Raw genomic sequence first — 21,336 nt, 5'->3', positions numbered from 1 at the left:
CGGTTGAAATCCGGGCTTTTTTGTGCCCGACAATCAAAGCAGGACTTCTAACGTTTAAATGCTCTCTAAATGGAAATAAATAGGGCTATAACGAAGGAAGGGAGCAATGAATGTGAAACGAATGTACATATTTGCTGTTATGACTTTTTTAGTCCTTCTCCTAACGGCGTGTGGTGGGGATGAGACCAAACAGGAGCAAGGCGGCAAAAGCAATGAAAGCGATAAGATGGGAAATAAGGAAACACAGGATGTCGCGAATGTAGTGGAAGAAGAGGTGTTGGTTTCCCTTAAAGATGCTGCTGGAGATGTGGTAGCAGTTGCGAATTTAACGCAAGAGGATGATTATGTAAAAATAAAACTGGAAGGGCAAGGACTTTCTCCTGGTGAACACGGTTTCCATATTCATGAAACGGGGGAATGCAAGGCACCAGACTTTACGACAGCAGGGGGGCATTACAATCCAGAGGATACCAAGCATGGTAAAGAGCATCACGATGGATCGCATGCTGGTGATTTGCGTAATATTGTAGTGGCAGAGGATGGAACGGTAAATACAGAAATAATTGCAGAAAAGGTTACCCTGAAAAAAGGGGAGCTGAATTCGGTTTTCAAAGAAAATGGTACAGCATTAGTTATCCATGCAGGGGCTGATGACTACGCTTCCCAGCCGTCAGGGGATGCAGGTGATCGAGTCGCGTGTGGCGTTATTGGCGGTTAAAGAGAAGCCCGGAGGATTCCGGGCTTTTATAGTGGCTGGATAATAGTATGTTTTCTATGTTTCTCACTTTTAAAATCCTATAGAGTCCCTCCATTCGTACCTTCCTTTTGCGGATCATCTCCTGTATACTATATTTCGAGTATCGAAGAAAGGGCGATCTTGATGGATACAAAAAAAGCGATCAACGCACAGACTTCTTCAGATAAAATCTGGACGAAGGACTTTTTTTTAATATGCCTTGCGAACTTTTTTATATTTCTTGGCTTTCAGATGACGTTACCGACACTTCCACTGTTTGTTAATGAGCTGGGGGGAAGTGATCAACTAATTGGTATTATTGTTGGTATTTTTACTTTTTCCGCATTGCTGTTACGACCCTATGCCGGACATGCGCTTGACTCGAAGGGCAGGAGATTTGTTTACATGACAGGACTTGCCATCTTTGTTATTTCAGTGGCCTCCTTCTCTATTATTAGTAGTATTGCAGTATTGCTGGTTATGCGCGTCGTACAGGGAGTAGGCTGGGGTTTTTCGACCACTGCGACAGGTACCATTGCAACAGATTTGATTCCTGAAAAGCGCCGTGGCGAGGGAATGGGATACTTTGGCCTTTCAGGGAACATTGCCTTGGCATTTGGACCTGCATTAGGTCTACAACTGGCAGGGATCATCTCCTTCACACAGTTGTTTCTTATCTGTGCTGCATTGGGACTTGTTGCCTTTTTACTATCAGCAAAAATTAAATATAAAAAGGTAGAAGAATCCCCTGCTAAATCTACCACGGTGAAATTTGATATTTTTGAGAAAACAGCTTTAGAACCAGCAGTATTATTATTTTTCATTACGGTAACATTCGGAGGGATAGCATCCTTTTTACCATTATATGCAGAGGAGAAAGGGGTCGAAGGGATCGGTTTATACTTCCTAGTGTTTGCTGTTTTTCTTATGCTTTCACGAACCTTTGCGGGTAAAATTTATGATAAACGAGGCCATATCTATGTGTTTTTGCCTGGGACGGTATTAATTTTTATTGCTATGCTTTTGCTTTCTTGGCTTCCTAGCACTCCTGCACTGCTTATTGCGGCAGGTTTATATGGACTGGGATTCGGCAGTGTGCAGCCAGCACTACAGGCATGGGCTGTAAATAAGGCCCCGCATAATCGAAAAGGAATGGCCAATGCTACGTTCTTCTCCTTTTTTGATTTAGGTGTCGGACTCGGAGCTATCGTATTTGGACAGCTCGCTTTTCAATTCGGTTATGCAATTATTTATTTAACCGCAGCTGGATCTGTACTTCTTTCTATCATTCTATATGTCTACTTGCTGTTAAAGGCACGAGCGCGGTATGTAGAAAACTAAAGTAAACTAAAAAAGGATGCTAGAATCTGTTCGATTTCAGCATCCTTTTGTATACGTTAGGAAAGTAAAAATTTCAGCAAGGAAGCAAAGTCGACGCAGTGAAAATTTTGAAGTTCCAAGTATAAGAAAAACTTTCACATTCACTAAAGGCCGAGCGAATGCGAGTTTTTCTAATGATTAACTAGCAACCCTTTAGAACTGCTTAGGCAGTACAATTCGCTTGTACATTTGCACTGTAATGAAATAGTAAATACCATAGATTACGAAGAACAATGTAAGCGGGATCCATATTTTTGTGTATGGTTCGATAATAATAAAGGAAAACATCTGCATTCCCACGATAACATGGACAATCCCAACAATGGCTGGGAAGAGGAATAGCAGAAACAGCTCGCGGTAAATTGACCTAACGAGTAGTGTCTTCCTAACCCCAATTTTGCGTAGCATACTATAACGATGGACATCCGCACCAGCGCTAGATAGAAGTTTAAACATGAGAACACTTGCCATCATCATAAGAAAAGCAATACCAAGAAACACTCCCATAAAAATAGTTCCACTGGCAAACCCTTTAAGTGCAACATAATTACTGTATTTCCCACCAAGTTGTTCAACTTGATTACCAGTATATGTTTCAGCGAGAGACTTTTGGCTAGCATCCAATTTTTCTAATTCAGGTAGGTGTGCTGTAAAATCATTTAATTTCGCTAATGTGACGTGTTGTTCTTCTCCGTCTACCTCTTGGTAGCTAGATTTTCCATAGATATAAATAGATCTGTTGCCAAACATGGAGCCTGCCCCTAATTCTGTACTAACTGCGGTCCACCAGTTTCCTGGCAATTCAGTCACGCCTTCTCCACCATATAATGCATATTCGTCCTTAGACAATTTTGCATCAGGAGTAGTAGGTGAAAAACCTTCCGATCCTTCTTCAAATGCCATGACTTCAGGTGGTGCTGCTTCAAGGTCTGTTTTTAAAAAATAGACTCCCTCCTCATTGTACTTATAGCGGTAATCCTCTTCTTCTGTCACATCCATTGTTGCCAATGTTTGTTTCTCGGTTTCGTTTGGCTCATAAAGTACAACATCATTGGCATGGAACATAGAGGCCTGTATCCCGATATTATGGTAAAACGATGTCCCAGCTGTCATTGCCCCTAATCCTAACGCAATAAGCATCGCCACAGTACCTAGTACCATCATCAGGTTTAGCATCCTGAATCGGAGTTGCCCCAATGTAAATGAGTTGATGCCCGTTTCATTTAAGTTGCGATTTTGCTTCAGTCTTTTAACCAAAAATGGCAATAGCGAAATGAAGATAAGGTAAGTCCCCGGTATGATGGTCGCGGTCGCAAGTATGATACCGAACTGCATCAATTCTGCAATATGCACCATTGCATAGTAACCGACAGCAATCAAGATGACGGATAACAAAACGCCAAAGAAAGTACGTAATCCACTTGTTTTTATCTGATCTTGTTGCTGACCTGAACGCAACAGACTAAGCACACTTTTCCTGCCAACTCTCCAAGCATTTACAATGGAAGTAAGGAAGAATAAAGCGACATAAAATAGCACTGTGATCAGAAGGGAAGAAGAGTAAAGTGGCTGAAATCCTCCACCTTGAAAGTCAAGTTGCCACATAAGTAGCTCGGCGATCCCATAGGATAGTCCAACACCTAGTACAATCCCGATAATGAGGGCAGTTAAGCCGACAAAAAAAGTTTCCATAAACATTAACTGGGTGATCTTACGCTTTTTAGCACCTAACGTCATGTACATGCCTAATTCCCTTTGCCGCAAAGATAAAAGAAAGGATGTCGCATAAAAAATGTAGAAAACTGTGATAATGCCAAGAATAAATGTCCCTACATGAAATACGAAGACAATAGAGCTAATAAGGGAATTCGCTTCAAGAAATACTTTATTTTGGGCAAGTGTTTCAAACATATAAAAAATCGAAATGGAAATTGTTAAACCAAATAGTAAGACCAAATAGTCTTTTGCTAGTTTTCGCATACTCGTTAAAGATAATTTTAGCAGCATATTGTACACTCCCCCCTAGTCCATATCCGGTGACGCAAATTGAGCAAGCACGTCAAGGATATCCTGATGAAATGCGCTTCTAGTGCTGTTTCGGTGAATTTCTTTATACAGTTTTCCATCTTGGATAAATAGGATGCGCTCACAATAGCTCGCACTTAATGGATCATGTGTTACAAGCATGATCGAGGTGCCGTGATTTTCATTTAAATGGACCATCGTCTCCATTAGGCTTCGAGCATTTTTAGAATCAAGTGCTCCTGTTGGCTCATCTGCAAGAATTAATGCAGGTTCATGTACTAATGCACGAGCAGCAGCCACGCGCTGTTTCTGTCCACCAGAAATAGTGACAGGGTACTTATTTAAAATTGCCTCAATCCCAAGCTTTGTCGCAACACTTTCTACAGCCGGTTTAATGTTTCGCACCGCAACACTTTGTAAGGAGAGGGGCAAGGCAATATTTTCATAAACCGTTAAATTCTCCAATAAATTAAAGTCTTGAAAAATAAAGCCGAGCTGACTTGAACGAAAATCAGCCAGCTGACCTTGTTTCATTGCGGTGATGTCTGTTCCAGCAATTTTAACGGAGCCGTTTGTTGCGGTATCCAATGTTGAGATGACATTAAGTAATGTGGTTTTACCTGCTCCTGATGGCCCCATTACGCCAACAAACTCTCCTTCAGCCATAGCGAAAGAAACACTATTTAATGCATGAAATTGTTTCTCGCTCTTTTTCCCATAAATCTTATTTAATTGATGTACATCAAGTACGGACTGTTTCATTACACTTACCTCCAATATTATTGAATCTATTTACAGTGTAAACAGTATAGAGAAAGGCTGCTATGTATCTTTCTTTCAGGTAGCTTACAGTTTTGTAAGAATGGATAAAGTGAAAGGGGCGGATAAGATAGAAACAACTAAAACGTATAATATAGCTGATGTCATCCTATCCTTAAGAAAGGGAATAGTTTAAAAACAGAGGGAACTCGTTTACAATGGAGAGAAGAAGAACGGTGGAAGGTAGGTTGCTAGTATTTTGAAAAGTTTCAGCGATATTAACATCCAAAAGCTTTTTCCGGCCATTATTTATAAGCGTGGGCTGGAATATTATAAACGAGGAAAAGTAATGGATCTTTTATACGATCTTAACTACCAGGTCTGGACGGCAACCGTGAAAGGGTCTGAGGACTACTTTGTAGAAATAAATATGAGCCAATTTGCAGACGGGTCCATTGATACGTATTGTGACTGCCCTGCATTTGATACATTCGGCTCCTGTAAGCATGTTGCAGCAACCTTGATCGGTATTTCCCAGAAAGAGACGGACCGCCCGCCAGCGCTCCCTCATTTTGATTACCAAACAACAAATCATTTTATCCAGGCATTGACGAATGTACCGCAAACGACGGCAACACATGATATTCTTCCGGAAAAAAGGGAGATGCAAGTTCAATACTTCTGTAGTTGGACCTTAGAAAATAGCTTGCAACTTGAACTTAAAGCAGGTGAGAAACGCTGTTATGTTGTCAAAGATGCTGGCCTGTTTTTAGATAGTGTTTTAGATGGAAAAGAGCATTATTTTACAAAGGCATTTACTTATAGCCCTGACCAACATTATTTTCAGCCAGAGGACTTAGCAATTTTTGAGACATTGCGGGAAATATTAAACAATGAGCAGATGTATGAGGAACAAAGACAATTTTCCTCTTTTCGGAACAGTAATAAGGATACTCGCTATATAACCATCCCACCATTAGCCGCGAAAGCTTTGCTTGAAGAGCTGGTAAATCGCGATTTCACGGTGGATACCATCAAGAAGAGTTATCATCCTGTAGAGATAGCGCAAGAAAAGCTACCATTTCAGTTTTCTTTATCAAAAAATGAGCGGAATGAATTAATATTAAATATGCCAGAACTTCGAGGTGGCACATACTTACGCCATTACCATATTCTTTTTTCTGATGGTGTGTTTTATTTTCCTTCGAAGGAGCAGATTCCCGTCGTCGAGCAGGTAAGCCAATTTGGATTATCTGATTTACAATTGCCAATAACGAAGCAACAAGCAGACACATTCTTATCTGAAGTATTGCCTTCATTGAAAAAAGTCGGGGAAGTGGAAATTTCTGAGAAGGTAACAGAAGAGATCATTCAGCTACCTTTACAGGCAAGGCTTTATTTAGAAGTAAGCGACAATTGGATTGTTGGGAAACTGGAATATTATTATGGAGAACATTACATCAACCCGTTTGGTGGCAGGGAAGAGCATGACATCATTATTATACGGGATGTGGAGAAAGAGCAGCAGATCATGCAGCTAATCGAATATGCCAACTTTAAATATAATGGAAAAGAACTCTATATTGAAGCAGAAGCAGAAGCAGAGGAAGAAATTTATGATTTCCTTTATTATGTCTTACCATTGCTTGATGAACACTTAGAGCTATTCTTAACCTCGGAGATTCGCAGTTTTATTATGGATAGGGAGCCTATGCCGAATACAAGTGTGCGACTTGAATCCTCCTCTAACCTTCTGGAAATTGGCTTTGATATAGAGGGTGTGAAGGATGAAGAGGTTTCCAGTATTCTTCAAGCAGTAATTGAAAAGAAAAGGTATTACCGTTTAGATAGTGGTGCCCTTCTATCTTTGGAAGGGGAAGAATTCAGCTCCATGAAGCAGTTCTTTCAGGATATGGAAGTAGATAAAAAGGATCTAAATGATGGTAATATACATGTTCCTGTTTATCGAGGGACGCAAGTAGATGCACTGATTGAAACGAATAAAAATTATGATCCATCCTTTAGAAAGTTGCTGCATCAGCTTAAGTCACCAGAGGAACAGGTTTATCCATTGCCGGAAGAGCTTCAAGCGAATCTGAGGAATTACCAGCAAACAGGATTTCAATGGTTTAAGTCATTAAGTCATTATCACCTAGGTGGAATTTTAGCGGATGATATGGGCTTGGGGAAGACGTTGCAGAGCATTGCTTATATCGCGTCTGAGCCTAGTGATTTACCACATTTGATCGTCGCACCTTCCTCTGTGGTATACAACTGGAAAAACGAGTGTGAAAAATTTATGCCAAGTCTTTCTGTGGCAGTGTTGACAGGAACCCCTGCAGAAAGAAGGCAGCGGTTGGAGGAAGAAAAAGAGAAAGATGTCTGGATTACCTCCTATGCAACACTAAGGCAGGACATTGAATATTACAGGCAGTTACGTTTTCAAACATTGATTCTAGATGAAGCGCAGTATATTAAAAACTATGTAACCAAGACCTCCCAGGCGATCCGGGAAATTAAAGCTGGTAGAAGGTTTGCGCTAAGTGGTACACCTATAGAAAATTCAATTGATGAACTTTGGGCCATTTTTCAGGTGGTACTACCAGGTCTAATGCCAAGACAGCGAGAGTTCAAACAGCTCTCTAATGAAAAAATAGCACTTATCACAAGGCCGTTTATCTTACGAAGGTTAAAGAAGGATGTATTGAAGGAGCTACCTGACAAGATTGAGTCTGTTCATGTTTCAGAGCTGACTAAGGAACAAAAGGATCTCTATCTCGGTTACCATAGGCAATTGCAAATTGAGGCGGCACAGTCCATGAAAGAAAGTGGGTTCCAGCAAAACAGGATGAAAATTCTTGCTGGTCTTACGCGTTTAAGACAAATTTGCTGTCATCCCTCCTTGTTTATTGAAAACTATGAAGGGCAATCAGGCAAGCTTGAACAGTTAATGGATACCGTTAGGAACGCAATTGGGAACGGGAAGCGAATGCTAATATTCTCGCAATTTACAAGCATGCATGAGATTATTATTCAGCAACTAGAGAAAGAAAATATTGAATACTTTTATCTAAATGGGCAGACACCATCCCAAGAGCGAGTGAAAATGAGTGAAAGCTTTAATAACGGGGAGAAAAGTGTCTTCCTTATCTCCCTAAAAGCTGGAGGAACAGGTCTCAATTTGACAGGTGCAGACACGGTCATTTTATACGATCTGTGGTGGAACCCTGCTGTGGAAGACCAAGCTACAGGGAGGGCACACAGATTTGGGCAAAAAAATGTCGTTCAAGTCATTCGTCTCTTAGCAGAAGGGACAATCGAAGAAAAGATTTACGAGCTCCAGCAAAAGAAACGAGAACTAATCGATCAGGTGATCCAGCCTGGTGAAACCATGCTTTCTGGACTTAGCGAAGATGACGTCCGTGAGTTATTGAACATATAGAAAGAAGTTTTTCAAAGCCAAATGAGCATTCGAACGAACGAGAATCGAATTCATTTGGCTTTTTTGCATACTTTGGTTAGAACAGGTTGAACGGGGGAATAGTGAAAAGAAAAAGAAAGGATGTTTACACGATGACAAAAAGCTTTGTGGCATACTTTAAATCGGAAAATGATGCAGAAACAGCAAAGGCAAAATTAGAAAAACTGCGAGTCTCCAATGTTTTGGTAGATGAACTACCTGAAACAAAAAAGCATAACGCTTATTTTCCTATCGTTGGAATGGGCACTCCTGGAACGATGAGCACGGGAACTGGAGTTATGGGTCTAGGGGTGGCTGACGTTTCGGATAACAATCGAGAGGAGCATGGCCAAATAACACACTTATTGGAAGGAAAGGTAGAGGAAGAAGACTACGATCAAGCGATTTCCATACTTGCAGAGAGTAAAGGGTATAAAAATGAATAACGTAGTCTTTCCTTATCTTAACGAAGTGCGAATAGTTTTCTAGGCCGCCCTTTTTGGTAAGGCTTTTCTGACCCAGCTACCTTAATTATTTCTGCGGATAATAACTTATTTATTGTCCGCTCTGCACTTCGTTTTGTCACGCTGTAATAGTTAGCCACATCATGAGATGAAAATGGTTTATTATTTCGCATCTTAATAAATTCAATAAAGTTGTAGGATAGGTCATTGTTTAATTTCGCTTTATGGATCAGTGATTGATATAGAAAGGATGGGTTTATTTGTTTTTTCACACCCACAGGTCCGATACTCGCCTGACTTTCATTGACGATATAGCACGAGCTACCTTCCTCGTTAGCTGTCATCTCTAATGCGAGTAATGCATGCTCCTTCGCTTGGTGATGTGTAAGCCCGAGTCCAAAGCCAATCCCTACAGGCTCCTTGATCTGTTCCTCAATTTTTTGTAGCGGTGGGAAATTCCCGAAATGATTAGTTAAATAATTTAATAATTTTTTGGAGCCAATTAATACCATATCATGCTGATTGTTACGTAACGCAATAGCATCTTGTTGTGTAGCAAATTTCTGCAAGAAATTGTCTAATTCAGCCTGCCTTCTAAAAAGAATCATTTCTTTTAGTGAGCTTGGCAGTTGCTCAAGATGTTTAAAACGGAAATATCCAATGACGTGTTGTACAGATGTATTGTTATGGAAGGTGATACGTCTTTCCACCGTTTCGAGAGCAGATTTAAAACATAGGTCAGGAGTCGTAATAAGACGCACCGGGATGTTTTCTTTTTGCAGGCGCTTGGCTACTTCGCTATAAGCTGTAAGTGCAAAGTCGGTGGTTCGATCCTCCCAAAGTTTCCGATGGTGGTCCACTATGGTTTCTACGGTACGACCATCCCAAACATCTTCATAGAATGGAAATAAGTCAACTTGTATTTCCTTTAATGGTGTAAGGACATGTTGAACTACTTCTTCAGTTGTCCCATCAAGTGAAATACGACTTTGAGGAAGCATATCGGACAGTGAGTGGAGAAGAGCGGTAGTTAGAATGTATTCATCGCAATGAATGACAATCGTTGAGAGGCGTCGCTTTTTTGTTTTTTCCTTAACATAATAATAGGCAATGGACTCTGTAAATAGAAAGATATCACATAGGAAAGCCTGTTCTAACAAATCAGGAGTTTGATTAGCTTCTGAATAGATAAAGGGGAACAATTCGTAGTTGGAGAATTCCTTCTTTAATTTTTGAATTCTAACGACCACATTTTCTGGACCAAACACCGCTACTTTTGCCTTCATGACGACACTCCTATTAAAAATTAGATAAAGTAGATTTTGATCTTGTTATTACATAATCGATTGCATGCTTTCCTATTTGGGCAATAGTGTGCTGTCCCTCTGCGTTTGATGGTAAGTGGTCACTTAGCACAGTTATGTATACCCTTTCTTCCTTGCACTCTAGAATAGCAGCATCATGTTCTATTCCGCATAACTCACCAGTCTTATGAAAAATCGTTACAGGCATACTAGGGTGTAAAAAGTTCGCAAGTTTATTCGTTAACTGTTGTTTAGCTAGTATACTCCTCATAAACTTTCTACTTTTACTAGATATGTAATGGTTCTTTTCTTCAGAAATTGCCTTCAATAACGTAACCATATCCAAAGCAGTCGTATAATTTTCAAGTCCTTCTTGCTGTGCTTTCGTATCCATGAACTTACGCTGTACAATTGTGTTTTTAGCGCCAAGCTGCTCTATCGTTTGATTAACAGCTTCCATTCCCAATGATTCGAGCAGTACATTGGCAGCAGTATTGTCAGATACGATCATCATAAGTTCAATTAAGTTCATATAGCTATATATATGGGAATTTGTAAGATAGGATATAATGCCAGACCCTCCTACAAACTGTTCTTCCTCTATGTAGACAAGTTTGTCAGGATGTAACCGACCACTATCTATTTGCTGGCATGCCTCAATCAAAATTGGTATCTTAGCAAGACTTGCAGCAGGACGTAACTGTTGTTCGTTAATGGCCAAGCTTCCCTCGCCTGAAGTAAGAAGGACAGAGTACTGTGCTTGTGGATCATGGATTTCTCCGAGGATAGATGTTTTAAGCTGTTCTAGATTCATACAATCATTATCCTTTCCAAGTAAAGTAGCAGATAGAAAATATTGATAGTGATAACGTTATGAATAGTCCTTTCTAATGGAAAACTAGGTATATTGTAGGTAGAACGAAATTGAAAACTGCAACAATATTTAATAATTAGTTATATAGTATTGAATTTTCGAAAAATTGTCAAGAATAGCTTATGCAAAATTGCCTTAAATGTTTTATGGACAAGGTTTGTGGGACAAGGGGATAAAGAAAAGGGATTAGCTTATGGCTAATCCCTTATACAGTGAACGAAGTAATATCTTTTTTATGCGCCTTACCAGGAAGTAAAGGTACATATTGTTCAACTAACACTTGTTGGCAGAAGTAGGGACACTCCCACCAATGAAGTTTCACTTTATTTGGTAATAGGTTTTAACTTCCTCTCTCAGCTGTCGTTTCAGAAACTTACCGACAGACGTTTTAGGGATATTTTTTAAGAATAAAATATCATCTGGTAGCCAGTATTTAGCAAACTGGGGCTCTAAGAAGGACAGTAATTTCTCTTTGGTGCCTTCCTCTTTTATTCCATCTTTTAGTACAACACAGGCAATAGGCCTTTCCTGCCATTTTGGATCTGGAATTGCGATGACACTTGCTTCCAAAACATCTGGGTGACTCATGATAGCGTTTTCAATTTCAACTGAAGAAATCCATTCTCCACCGCTTTTAATCAAGTCTTTGGTACGATCAACTATTTTTATCGTTCCTTCTTCGTCAACAGTCACGACATCGCCAGTATGGAACCATCCGTCATGGAACGCTTGGTCACTACGATCATCTTTATAATATTCACTTGCTATCCAGTTTCCGCGTAAAAGCAATTCTCCCATTTCCTGATCATCCCATGCGATATCTCCCGTTTTACCTTTCACCTTCATTTCAAGGCCTGGAACAAGGATGCCCTGTCTAGAACGCTCTTTTATCTTTTCCTCCTGGCTCAACCCCTGTTGGTAGCTCTTCAATCGTGAAATAGTTGCCAATGGTGTTGTTTCTGTTGCTCCATATGCATGATAGAAAGGAATATTAAATTTTTCTTCAAATGCTCGTATTAAGCCGAAAGGTGCAGCCGAGCCCCCACATAGTACTGCTCTTAAACTGGAAGTATCATAGTCGCCATCCTCTAACTCTTGGAGAAGTCCTATCCAAATGGTTGGAACTCCAGCTGATATGGTAACCCGAAACTTCTCTATAAAAGATGCTAACCTCTTTGGCGTGAAATGGGGACCAGGCAATACCTGTGTAGAACCAAACCATGTACAGGCAAAAGGTGTCCCCCATGCATTGACGTGAAATTGAGGAACGACAGGCATGGATACATCCGACTCAGATAGCGCTGCTGAATCTGCTAAGCCTAGTGCGAGGCTATGCAGCACAATGCCCCTGTGAGAGTATGTGACACCTTTTGGCTTGCCCGTTGTGGCTGAGGTATAACACATGCCTGCAGGATCATTCTCATCGATTTCTTTTGTGAAAGGAAATGCGGCATCGCCGGTGCTGAGTAATTCTTCATAGGAGTACAATGGGTGTAGGGATGAATCAGGAAGTTCTTGCTTATCTGTCATTACAATAAAGGCTTCAACAGTGGTCAATTCGTCCTTTATTAGTTCAACAAGTGGAAGGATGTCTTCATCAATTAATAAAATTTTGTCCTCTGCATGATTAATGATGTAGACGATATGTTCTGGGGTGAGGCGAATATTAATAGTATGCAATACTGCATGCATACCAGGTGCAGCAAAGTAAATTTCTAAGTGACGGTGGTGGTTCCAGGCAAGGGTACCAATTTTATCTCCTTTCTTAGCACCAAGTTCTGCAAACACGCTCATCAATTTTCTGACCCTTTCGCCAATCTCTTTGTAAGTCAACGAATGTAGCTTGTCATGTGTCTGGGAGTGCACAAGTTTTTTAGGAAAAAATTTCTCTGCATGCTCCATCATAGCTCCAACGGTCATTGGGACGTGCATCATTTCTCATCAACTCCTTAAAAGTAGTATAGTACTCGTTCAAATATATCATAATATTGTAAAAATAATAATAATTATATTAAGAAAGCAACGAAGTTAGACACAAATGTACTAATAATGTGATAGTCTAGTATTGTATAAAACTAGAAATTATTGGTACAAAATAGGGGGCCTAAAAGGTGTCAAATCTATGTATTTAGCCAAATTTGAAGGGAGAAAAAAAGTCTCTGAGTTGAGAAGAGTTTGACAACTTTATAGATTCAACTGTAAAATAAAATTCACTATAGAGTATAGGGGGAGTTTGTATGAAAAAGAAAAACTATCTATTTTCATTTGCTATGATTTTAGTACTTGCCTTGTTCCTAGCAGCCTGCGGTGGAGATGACGAGGCTAATAATGGAGATGGTGATTCTGCTGAAGGTGGAGAAACACCTGAGTTTTTACAAATGCTAACAGGTGGAACAAGCGGTACATATTACCCACTCGGTGGCGAAATGGCCAAAATCATATCTGACGAAACAGGTATGGAAACAAATGCAGTATCTTCAAATGCTTCTGCTGATAACATGATTTCTCTTCAGGAAGGCGAAGCAGAGCTTGCTTTTGTTCAAACCGACGTAGCCGCAAATGCAATTGACGGTGTTAATTCTTTTGATGGCAACCCTGTAGACAACGTATCAGCAATTGGTTCTTTGTATCCGGAAACAATCCAAATTGTGACGACTGCCGATTCAGGTATTGCATCAGTTGAGGACCTTGCAGGCAAAACGGTCTCTGTTGGGGCACCTGGTTCAGGTACTTTCGTTAACGCAGAACAGATTTTAGAAATCCATGGGATGACGATGGATGACATTGATCAACAGAACCTTGACTTCGGTGAATCAACTGGTGGGATCCAGGATGGGAATATTGATGCAGCCTTTATTACTTCTGGTACACCAACTGGTGCAGTAGAAGGGCTAGCGGCTACTGTCGATATTAGCATTGTTCCGATTGAACAGGAAAAAGTAGATGCCCTAGTTGAGAAGTATCCTTACTATGCAGCAGATACGGTTCCAGCTGAAACATATAGTGGGCAGGCTGAAGAAGTAAATACAGTTGCTGTATTGGCGATGCTTGCTGTTACCAATTCTTTATCCGAAGATGCTGTTTACGATATTACGAAAGCGATTTACGAAAACACGGATGGAATGGCTCACGCAAAAGCAGAGTTTATTTCAACTGATTCTGCTCTAGATGGTATCGGGATTGACGTACACCCAGGTGCACAGAAATACTTTGATGAAGTAGGAGTAAGTGCTGAGTAAGCAATTTGTAGTTCCTTACTTCATAACGTTCTAGGGAAAATTTGGATACACGGCTAATTAGCCTTTTCCTTTTCTTTCGTTAGGCTCATACTGCCAGTTACATGCAGGATAAACATGATGTGACGAGCGGCCGACTGTGAATCCTTTAGTCAGGAGTTGCGTCGGTCGCTCCATTTTTTCATGTTATGTAAGTAGTTCAGAGTGGAGGATTGCTCTGCGTGCTCAACGTAATTCTTTAAGATTTCAGGTGGCAAAATGATGAAACACAATAAAAAGATAAAAGTTTCTATTCTAATTATTTTACTCGCACTTTTCTCTCTACTTCTATTTGTTCCTTTCCGAACAGCACTTGTATTTTATAAAGAAAATACAGAGGAGATTGAGGCCTTTCTTCCAGTGCAGGAAAGGGATACCTTTCAAATTATATTTACACACTCCATACACCTGACAGATGTGATAGAAAAATACATCGTAATGGACAACCACGATATTAAACAGTACGAAATTGTTTACGAAGAGTTTGGGATTGGAATGCCTTCCAATGCTCAAGAAGGGGAGAAGTTTGAATATAAGGATGGAAAATACCATATAACAGACCTTGACAATATCTTTCCTTCAATGAATGTAAGAAACGGCAAAACGGTCTCAGAAAACCGCCTCGTATGGGGAGAGAACGATGAACATCTCGTTTACTTTAACGAATATTTTGAGCCAGGGGCATGGTTTAAATTAAAGGTAGAGAAACTCTCACTATGGCAGTCTATGAAAGGAGTGAGAATCCATGAGTGATTCAACGAAAGAAAACCTAACCGAAACAAACCAGGAAGAGTTAATACAAAAATATGATGCAGAAGCAAATACAAGAAAACTAGGTGGTGTTGCTGCCAAAATTGTTTTCTTTGGGTTACTTGCATTCTCTCTATTTCAGCTCTATACAGGTGCTTTCAGCCAATATACAGCATATATTCAGCGAACAGTTCACCTAGGGTTTGCGCTATCCCTAATTTTTCTTTTGTTTCCTGCCAGTAAGAAGAAGGGGGATAAAAAGAAGGTTGCCTGGTATGATTATATTCTCGTTTTATTATCAATCATCGTTTGTGGATACTGGCCGGTATATTATGACACGCTAGTTCAGCAAATTGGTGGAATTGACCAGGCGCAGGTAATCATTGGTGGACTTGCCATACTTCTTGTATTAGAGGCGACAAGACGAGCAGTTGGGCTTCCAATTACAATCATTGCTATTTTATTTATGATTTATGCATTGCTGGGCCCGGACATGCCAGGAGGACTTGCGCACCGTGGTCTATCACTTGAGCAGCTAATTGATTCCATGTTCTTTACAACAGAAGGTATACTCGGAACACCGCTACAAGTATCTTCCACGTATATTTTCTTATTCCTACTATTTGGTGCTTTTCTTGTACAAACAGGTGTAGGGAATTATTTCAATGACCTTGCTATTGCGCTTGCTGGAAAACGTACAGGTGGACCTGCGAAAGTTGCGATTTTTTCCAGTGCGTTAAATGGAACAATTTCTGGAAGCTCTGTAGCGAATACTGTTACAACGGGCTCTTATACCATTCCAATGATGAAAAAGCTTGGTTATCGACCAAACTTTGCCGGAGCGGTGGAGGCAGCCTCCTCAACGGGTGGTCAAATTATGCCACCGATAATGGGGGCAGCTGCCTTCCTCATGATTGAGTTTGCAGGTGTTGGATACTGGGAAATCGCTAAGGCGGCGACAATTCCAGCTATTCTATACTTCTCTGGTATTTGGATTATGACACATTTGGAAGCAAAGCGAATGGGACTGCATGGGTTGCCTAAGGAACAAATACCGAGTAAGAAATCTGTATTGAAAAAAATACATTTACTCTTGCCAATTGTGGCAATTGTTCTTCTTTTGTTCCAAGGCTATAGTATAGAGCGAACCGCATTATACGGGATAGGGATTACTGTTCTAGTTAGTTTATTTAGAGCAGACACACGGATTACCCCAGGTAAATTCGTGATTGCCTTAACGTCTGGTGCGAGAACCGCATTAGGGGTTGCTGCAGCTACTGCATGTGCAGGGATTATCGTGGGCGTTGTAACCAAAACGGGCCTTGGTTTGAAGCTTGGAAACAGCCTTGTAGATATTGCAGGTTCTCTAGCAAGCTCACCCGAAGCTCAATTGTTGTTGACATTATTCTTTACGATGATCGCTTCCATTATTTTGGGAATGGGATCGCCAACGACAGCAAATTATATTATTACTTCTACAATTGCATTGCCTGCAATCTTGGCTTTGAATGACCAGCTTGAAGTAGCAATTCCTGTTTTAGCTGGACATATGTTTGTGTTCTATTTTGGTATCGTTGCAGATATTACGCCGCCTGTAGCACTCGCAGCATTCGCGGCAACGGGTATATCTGGTGGTGAACCAATTAGAACAGGAGTAAATGCTTCGAAATTGGCGATTGGGGCGTTTATTATTCCGTATATGTTCGTCCTCCAGCCACAGCTCTTAATGATTGATACCCACTTCTGGGAAATCATTTGGATATTATTTACGGCAATTAGTGGGATGATTGCTATAGGGGCTGGCTTAATAGGATTCTGGTACCGTAAGTTACACTGGACACTACGAATCTTATCAGTAGTAATCGGGCTATTCCTTATCTATCCAGAAGGAAATACAGACTTATTCGGACTAGGGGCATTTATCGTCATGATTGTTATGCAGCTTGTCTGGAAAAAAGGAAATCAGACAGATGAAAAACAACAAGTAAGTAATTAATTTTTCGACCATTATGTCTATAAAAAGGTGACCGGCTAACTCGATAGCCTGGTCACCTTTTCACGTTTATACATTAGGAAAGTATAAGAAAAACGTACATATTCACTAAAGGACGAGCGTTGCGAGTTCTTCTAATAATATGCTCTGCGATGTTACTATTGAGTAGGGAGTATAGTAAAATAGATAGATCACATAATTGGATGAAGCACAAAAGAAAGAAGGAAAAAGGATGAAGAAACAGCATGATTTTACACAGGGTAATATATTAAAACAGCTCATACTCTTTTCTGGACCTATCATGCTGGCGAACCTACTTCAGACGTCTTACCAGGTTGTCGACAGTTTATGGGTGGGAAATCTGCTGGGCGCTCATGCACTTGGTGCTGTCGCAGTGTCCAGTACGATCGTCTTCACCGTATTATCTTTTGTTATAGGTATGAATAATGCGGCGTTAACTATCTTATCTCAACAAAAGGGCATGAACAATGCTACTGGGTTGAAGAATTATCTTAACGCCTTCGTTGTATTATTAACAATAATTTCTATCGGGCTGGGTATTGCAGGTTTTTTCCTGACAAATTGGCTGCTAACCGTTCTGGGCACGCCTGAAGAGATGATGGGTTTGGCTGCAAGTTATTTAAGGATTAATTTCCTAGGGATTTTGTTTTTATTTGGCTACAATTTTATCAGTACTATATTACGTTCTATAGGTGATAGTAAGACACCGCTATTGTTCGTCGTAACCGCTGTTTGTTTAAACATCATCCTTGATCCTTTGTTTATCAGTTACTTCGGTTTTGGTGTCGAGGGTGCTGCATATGCAACTATTTTATCCCAAGGAATTTCTTTTATCGTTGGGTTGATATTCATATTCCATCGTAAACTAGTACCATTTACTGTACCTAAGCTACCTCAGCGGCATGAAATTAAGTTGATTTTAAATCTAGGTATCCCTTCTGGTTTACAAATGGCTGTTATTTCTGCAGGAGTGGCAGCTATTATGAGTGTGGTAACAGGGTTTGGGCCTAGTGTAGTGGCTGGATTTAGTGCTGCGCAAAGGCTCGATAGTCTTCTCATGCTGCCCGCCCATGCACTTGGAACCTCTGTTAGTAGCATGGCCGGACAAAACATCGGATCTGATGACTGGGGTAGGGTAAATAAAATTGCTAAATATGGCGTTTTATATAATTTTACGATTATGCTCTTAGTTGGGTTCCTTGTGTTTCTCTTGGCAAATTACGGTATTCGGTTGTTTATTGATGATCCTCAATCCATTGCATTTGGTACCACTTATTTGCAAATCATTGCCTTTTGCTATCCGTTTCTTGGCATAAATTTCATTTTAAATGGTATCGTGCGAGCAGCCGGTGCAATGTATCAGGTATTGGCATTAAACATACTATCCTTTTGGGTATTGCGCTATCCATTAACTGCGTTCTTTTCAGGAATGCTAGGTGAAACAGGTATAGCGATAGGGATGGGGAGTAGTTTTCTTATCAGCAGTCTGGTTGCTTATTTGTATTACCGGTTTGGCGGATGGAGGAAGAAGGAACTATTTAAGAAAAGGCATGGAGGATAAATGTGAAACGTTTAAAATTGGCTTTCATAGGAATCATTTCAGGATTATTTTTAGGGGCATTCTTGTGGGGCGTTCAAATTATAACGACAAAATATGTATATATATTACTAATAAATGTTGACTATATTCCTGTATTGAAGGAATGGAATATGCATCCTATAACCGAACTTGTCTTGCATCTTATCGTATCGGTAATAGTTGTTTTTGTCCTGTATGCTATTTTCAAACGATGGGACATGCAGTATCGTGTCCTCCCATATGTGCTGGCAAATGGTGTTATAGGGATTCTGCTTTATGGGACAACCGCTTTCTCTACCCGGACCCCAGAGCTTCTTGACTATTTCGCCATCTTTTATTGGATAATCGGGCATCTTTTATACGGCGTAATCGTTGGCATCTTCTTGCAAAAGCTAGAAAGGATGCCCTCATGAAACTTAGGAAACGTCACATAAAGGCGATTAAACGTGCCACAATACTATTTTTATTATTTAGTGGGATATTTTTAATCCTTTCCTTTTTGACGAGTGAGAAAAGCAGTATTACAGAAAATAGTACGAAGCCAAAGATTAGTGAGGAAGTCAGACAGTACCAGCCTTTAGTTAAAAAGTATGCAGAGCAATATGGTGTCGGAAACTATATGGATGTCATCCTGGGAATTATGATGCAGGAATCTGGCGGGAGAGGTCAGGACCCCATGCAGGCTTCTGAAAGCTATTGTGGGGAAAGAAACTGTATCGAGGATCCAGAGCTTTCCATAAAACAGGGAGTTTCCTATTTTTCTAAATCATTAGATGAAGCAAACGGGGATATGCAGCTTGCTGTCCAATCGTATAACTTCGGATTAGGGTTTATTGATTTTGTTCATGAACGGTCTGGACAATACACTCAAGAGACGGCCATCAACTTTTCACAGTATATGTATGAACAGGATCCGGATAAAGAAAAATATCGATGTTTGAGAGAAGGCTCACGTGAGTTAGATGCATGCTATGGAGACATTTACTATGTTAAAGCGGTGATGGGGTATCGAGACGTCATAGAAGCAGAAGCTCAGTGAAACATGATATGATGAACAGACAGAAGAATAATTAATATCTAATTAAAGGGAGGCAATGTTTATGGGGAAAGCTATATTCACTAATAATGCACCTGCTGCAATTGGCCCTTATTCTCAAGCAATCGAGGCTGGCGATTTTGTCTATGTATCAGGGCAAATTCCGATTAACCCTTCCTCAGGTGAGGTAGTAGAAGGAATTGAAAGTCAAACAGAGCAAGTGTTACAAAATTTAAATGCCATACTGGAAGAAGCAAAGGCCACATTTGAAGATGTTGTAAAATTTACGATCTATTTGAAAAGCATGGATGACTTTGTGACCGTAAATGAAATTTATGGAAAGTATTTAGCTGAACCATATCCAGCGAGAGCTACCGTAGAGGTTAGCCGATTACCGAAGGATGTCCTCGTAGAAATGGACGTCGTCGTTTATCGCAAATAATAGGAGGTTTATATTTTGGAAAACTTTACGTATCATAACCCAACGAAGTTAATTTTCGGCAGAGGTCAGATGGATGCATTGCCTAACGAGGTTGCACAATATGGGAAAAAAGTGCTTATTGTCTATGGCGGTGGAAGCATAAAACGTAATGGAATTTATGATAGTGTGCTAACAAAGCTTGATGAAATTGATGCAGAAGTATTCGAATTAGCTGGAGTGGAACCAAACCCGAGAATTTCTACTGTTCGTAAAGGAGTAGATATCTGTAAAACGGAAGGAATCGAGTTTTTGCTTGCGATAGGGGGCGGAAGCACAATTGACTGCACAAAAGCTATCGCTACAGGTGCTAAAACAGATACAGATATGTGGGACATTGTGACGAAGAAAGAACAAGCAACAGACGCATTGCCTTTCGGTACAGTTCTTACTTTAGCAGCAACCGGTTCAGAAATGAATCGTGGTTCTGTTATTACCAATTGGGAGACAAACGAAAAACATGGTTGGGGCTCTCCATACACAAGTCCAAAATTCTCTATCTTGGACCCAGCCCATACGTATTCCGTACCACGGGATCAAACAGTCTATGGCATTGTTGATATGATGTCACATGTGCTTGAGCACTATTTCCATCAAACGACGAACACGCCAATACAGGATAGATTCTGTGAATCAATCCTGAAAACAGTAATGGAAACTGCTCCAAAACTCTTGGAAGATATGGAGAACTATGAATACCGTGAGACGATTATGCTAAGCGGGACCCTTGCTTTAAATGATATGCTGAACATGGGATTCAGAGGAGATTGGGCAAGCCACAACTTGGAACATGCCGTTTCAGCAGTGCATGATATTCCCCATGGTGGTGGATTGGCAATTTTATTCCCGAACTGGATGAAGCATGTAATTGATGAGAAGAACGAAGGACGTTTCAAGCAGATGGCAGTCCGGGTATTTGATGTAGAGACATCTGGGAAGTCCGACAGGGAAGTAGCTCTAGAAGGAATTGACCAGTTAAGAGCATTCTGGAGTAGCATTGGGGCACCTGCAACACTTGCTGATTACGATATTGAAGAGAGTAGCGTCCAGGACATGGCTGAAAAGACGGTTGTAGCAAGTCCGGAATTTGGAAACTTTAAGAAGCTAACTAAAGAGGATGCTGTCGAAATTTATAAAGCAAGTTTATAAAATCTGACGAAATATTTCCCGGGAAATTGTTTTGTCGTATTATGTTTAGAAGA

General features: G+C 40.4%; 17 protein-coding genes. 12 read left to right on the top strand and 5 right to left on the bottom strand.

Translation table 11 applies throughout. The annotated features are described in order from the left end of the window. Positions 1 to 106: 106 nt before the first annotated feature. Together BN988_RS14730 and BN988_RS14725 are read left to right on the top strand one after the other, a co-directional pair. Positions 107 to 718, top strand: a complete 612-nt coding sequence (locus BN988_RS14730) for a superoxide dismutase family protein (protein WP_187120256.1) — start codon at positions 107 to 109, stop codon at positions 716 to 718. 162 nt (positions 719 to 880) lie between these two features. Continuing rightward, entirely contained in the window at positions 881 to 2,077 is a 1,197-nt protein-coding gene (locus BN988_RS14725) for an MFS transporter (RefSeq protein WP_051558013.1), read from the top strand. 192 nt (positions 2,078 to 2,269) lie between these two features. On the opposite strand, the gene BN988_RS14720 is transcribed toward BN988_RS14725, so the two are convergent. Together BN988_RS14720 and BN988_RS14715 are read right to left on the bottom strand one after the other, a co-directional pair. Continuing rightward, positions 2,270 to 4,123, bottom strand: a complete 1,854-nt coding sequence (locus tag BN988_RS14720; protein ID WP_036577639.1) for an ABC transporter permease — start codon at positions 4,121 to 4,123, stop codon at positions 2,270 to 2,272. 15 nt (positions 4,124 to 4,138) lie between these two features. After that, a complete protein-coding gene (locus BN988_RS14715; RefSeq protein WP_036577638.1) occupies positions 4,139 to 4,903 on the bottom strand; it encodes an ABC transporter ATP-binding protein in 765 nt (254 codons plus the stop codon). A 256-nt stretch (positions 4,904 to 5,159) separates the two neighbouring features. On the opposite strand from BN988_RS14715, the gene BN988_RS14710 reads away from it, so the two are divergent. Together BN988_RS14710 and BN988_RS14705 are read left to right on the top strand one after the other, a co-directional pair. Continuing rightward, positions 5,160 to 8,342 (top strand): DEAD/DEAH box helicase, encoded by a 3,183-nt coding sequence (locus tag BN988_RS14710; RefSeq protein ID WP_036577637.1) that lies wholly within the window; start codon positions 5,160 to 5,162, stop codon positions 8,340 to 8,342. A gap of 131 nt (positions 8,343 to 8,473) precedes the next feature. Beyond that, complete coding sequence (locus BN988_RS14705) at positions 8,474 to 8,806, top strand: hypothetical protein (RefSeq protein WP_036577636.1); 333 nt, start codon at positions 8,474 to 8,476, stop codon at positions 8,804 to 8,806. A gap of 17 nt (positions 8,807 to 8,823) precedes the next feature. On the opposite strand, the gene BN988_RS14700 is transcribed toward BN988_RS14705, so the two are convergent. From BN988_RS14700 to BN988_RS14690, 3 genes are all read right to left on the bottom strand, one after another. Next, the gene (locus BN988_RS14700; protein ID WP_036577634.1) at positions 8,824 to 10,110 is read right to left on the bottom strand and encodes a hypothetical protein; all 1,287 of its coding nucleotides are present in this window, start codon (positions 10,108 to 10,110) and stop codon (positions 8,824 to 8,826) included. Between the two features lie 13 nt (positions 10,111 to 10,123). Next, the gene (locus BN988_RS14695) at positions 10,124 to 10,942 is read right to left on the bottom strand and encodes a serine hydrolase (RefSeq protein ID WP_036577633.1); all 819 of its coding nucleotides are present in this window, start codon (positions 10,940 to 10,942) and stop codon (positions 10,124 to 10,126) included. Between the two features lie 378 nt (positions 10,943 to 11,320). Beyond that, positions 11,321 to 12,937 (bottom strand): long-chain fatty acid--CoA ligase, encoded by a 1,617-nt coding sequence (locus BN988_RS14690; RefSeq protein ID WP_036577632.1) that lies wholly within the window; start codon positions 12,935 to 12,937, stop codon positions 11,321 to 11,323. A 302-nt stretch (positions 12,938 to 13,239) separates the two neighbouring features. Between BN988_RS14690 and BN988_RS14685 the strand changes: the two genes are divergently transcribed. From BN988_RS14685 to BN988_RS14650, 8 genes are all read left to right on the top strand, one after another. Next, a complete protein-coding gene (locus BN988_RS14685) occupies positions 13,240 to 14,241 on the top strand; it encodes a TAXI family TRAP transporter solute-binding subunit (RefSeq protein WP_036577630.1) in 1,002 nt (333 codons plus the stop codon). 258 nt (positions 14,242 to 14,499) lie between these two features. Beyond that, positions 14,500 to 15,030: a DUF1850 domain-containing protein gene (locus BN988_RS14680; protein ID WP_036577628.1), complete on the top strand. Its 531-nt coding sequence runs from the start codon at positions 14,500 to 14,502 to the stop codon at positions 15,028 to 15,030. After that, a complete protein-coding gene (locus tag BN988_RS14675; RefSeq protein ID WP_036577627.1) occupies positions 15,023 to 17,023 on the top strand; it encodes a TRAP transporter permease in 2,001 nt (666 codons plus the stop codon). The genes BN988_RS14680 and BN988_RS14675 overlap by 8 nt, the downstream gene beginning before the upstream one ends. Before the next feature lie 229 nt (positions 17,024 to 17,252). After that, a complete protein-coding gene (locus BN988_RS14670; RefSeq protein WP_036577625.1) occupies positions 17,253 to 18,602 on the top strand; it encodes an MATE family efflux transporter in 1,350 nt (449 codons plus the stop codon). Between the two features lie 2 nt (positions 18,603 to 18,604). Continuing rightward, complete coding sequence (locus BN988_RS14665) at positions 18,605 to 19,033, top strand: hypothetical protein (RefSeq protein WP_051558010.1); 429 nt, start codon at positions 18,605 to 18,607, stop codon at positions 19,031 to 19,033. Further along, entirely contained in the window at positions 19,030 to 19,659 is a 630-nt protein-coding gene (locus tag BN988_RS14660; protein ID WP_036577622.1) for a lysozyme family protein, read from the top strand. Before BN988_RS14665 ends, BN988_RS14660 begins: the two co-directional genes overlap by 4 nt. Positions 19,660 to 19,720: 61 nt before the next feature. After that, complete coding sequence (locus tag BN988_RS14655) at positions 19,721 to 20,098, top strand: RidA family protein (RefSeq protein ID WP_036577621.1); 378 nt, start codon at positions 19,721 to 19,723, stop codon at positions 20,096 to 20,098. A gap of 15 nt (positions 20,099 to 20,113) precedes the next feature. After that, complete coding sequence (locus BN988_RS14650) at positions 20,114 to 21,283, top strand: iron-containing alcohol dehydrogenase (protein ID WP_036577619.1); 1,170 nt, start codon at positions 20,114 to 20,116, stop codon at positions 21,281 to 21,283. The last annotated feature ends 53 nt before the right edge of the window (positions 21,284 to 21,336 follow it).

This window comes from Oceanobacillus picturae (assembly GCF_000612865.1).
In the GTDB taxonomy this organism is placed as follows: Bacteria; Bacillota; Bacilli; order Bacillales; family Amphibacillaceae; genus Oceanobacillus_B; species Oceanobacillus_B jordanicus.
Note: the sequence above shows the minus strand (reverse complement) of the source record. Positions and strands in the feature narration are given on the sequence as shown.

What these genes read in the sequence shown, in the direction of transcription:
- BN988_RS14730 (WP_187120256.1), top strand. Translation starts at nt 107, where the DNA reads ATGAATGTGAAACGAATGTACATATTTGCTGTTATGACTTTTTTAGTC.
- BN988_RS14725 (WP_051558013.1), top strand. Translation starts at nt 881, where the DNA reads ATGGATACAAAAAAAGCGATCAACGCACAGACTTCTTCAGATAAAATC.
- BN988_RS14720 (WP_036577639.1), bottom strand. Translation starts at nt 4,123, where the DNA reads ATGCTGCTAAAATTATCTTTAACGAGTATGCGAAAACTAGCAAAAGAC.
- BN988_RS14715 (WP_036577638.1), bottom strand. Translation starts at nt 4,903, where the DNA reads ATGAAACAGTCCGTACTTGATGTACATCAATTAAATAAGATTTATGGG.
- BN988_RS14705 (WP_036577636.1), top strand. Translation starts at nt 8,474, where the DNA reads ATGACAAAAAGCTTTGTGGCATACTTTAAATCGGAAAATGATGCAGAA.
- BN988_RS14700 (WP_036577634.1), bottom strand. Translation starts at nt 10,110, where the DNA reads ATGAAGGCAAAAGTAGCGGTGTTTGGTCCAGAAAATGTGGTCGTTAGA.
- BN988_RS14695 (WP_036577633.1), bottom strand. Translation starts at nt 10,942, where the DNA reads ATGAATCTAGAACAGCTTAAAACATCTATCCTCGGAGAAATCCATGAT.
- BN988_RS14690 (WP_036577632.1), bottom strand. Translation starts at nt 12,937, where the DNA reads ATGATGCACGTCCCAATGACCGTTGGAGCTATGATGGAGCATGCAGAG.
- BN988_RS14685 (WP_036577630.1), top strand. Translation starts at nt 13,240, where the DNA reads ATGAAAAAGAAAAACTATCTATTTTCATTTGCTATGATTTTAGTACTT.
- BN988_RS14680 (WP_036577628.1), top strand. Translation starts at nt 14,500, where the DNA reads ATGAAACACAATAAAAAGATAAAAGTTTCTATTCTAATTATTTTACTC.
- BN988_RS14675 (WP_036577627.1), top strand. Translation starts at nt 15,023, where the DNA reads ATGAGTGATTCAACGAAAGAAAACCTAACCGAAACAAACCAGGAAGAG.
- BN988_RS14670 (WP_036577625.1), top strand. Translation starts at nt 17,253, where the DNA reads ATGAAGAAACAGCATGATTTTACACAGGGTAATATATTAAAACAGCTC.
- BN988_RS14660 (WP_036577622.1), top strand. Translation starts at nt 19,030, where the DNA reads ATGAAACTTAGGAAACGTCACATAAAGGCGATTAAACGTGCCACAATA.
- BN988_RS14655 (WP_036577621.1), top strand. Translation starts at nt 19,721, where the DNA reads ATGGGGAAAGCTATATTCACTAATAATGCACCTGCTGCAATTGGCCCT.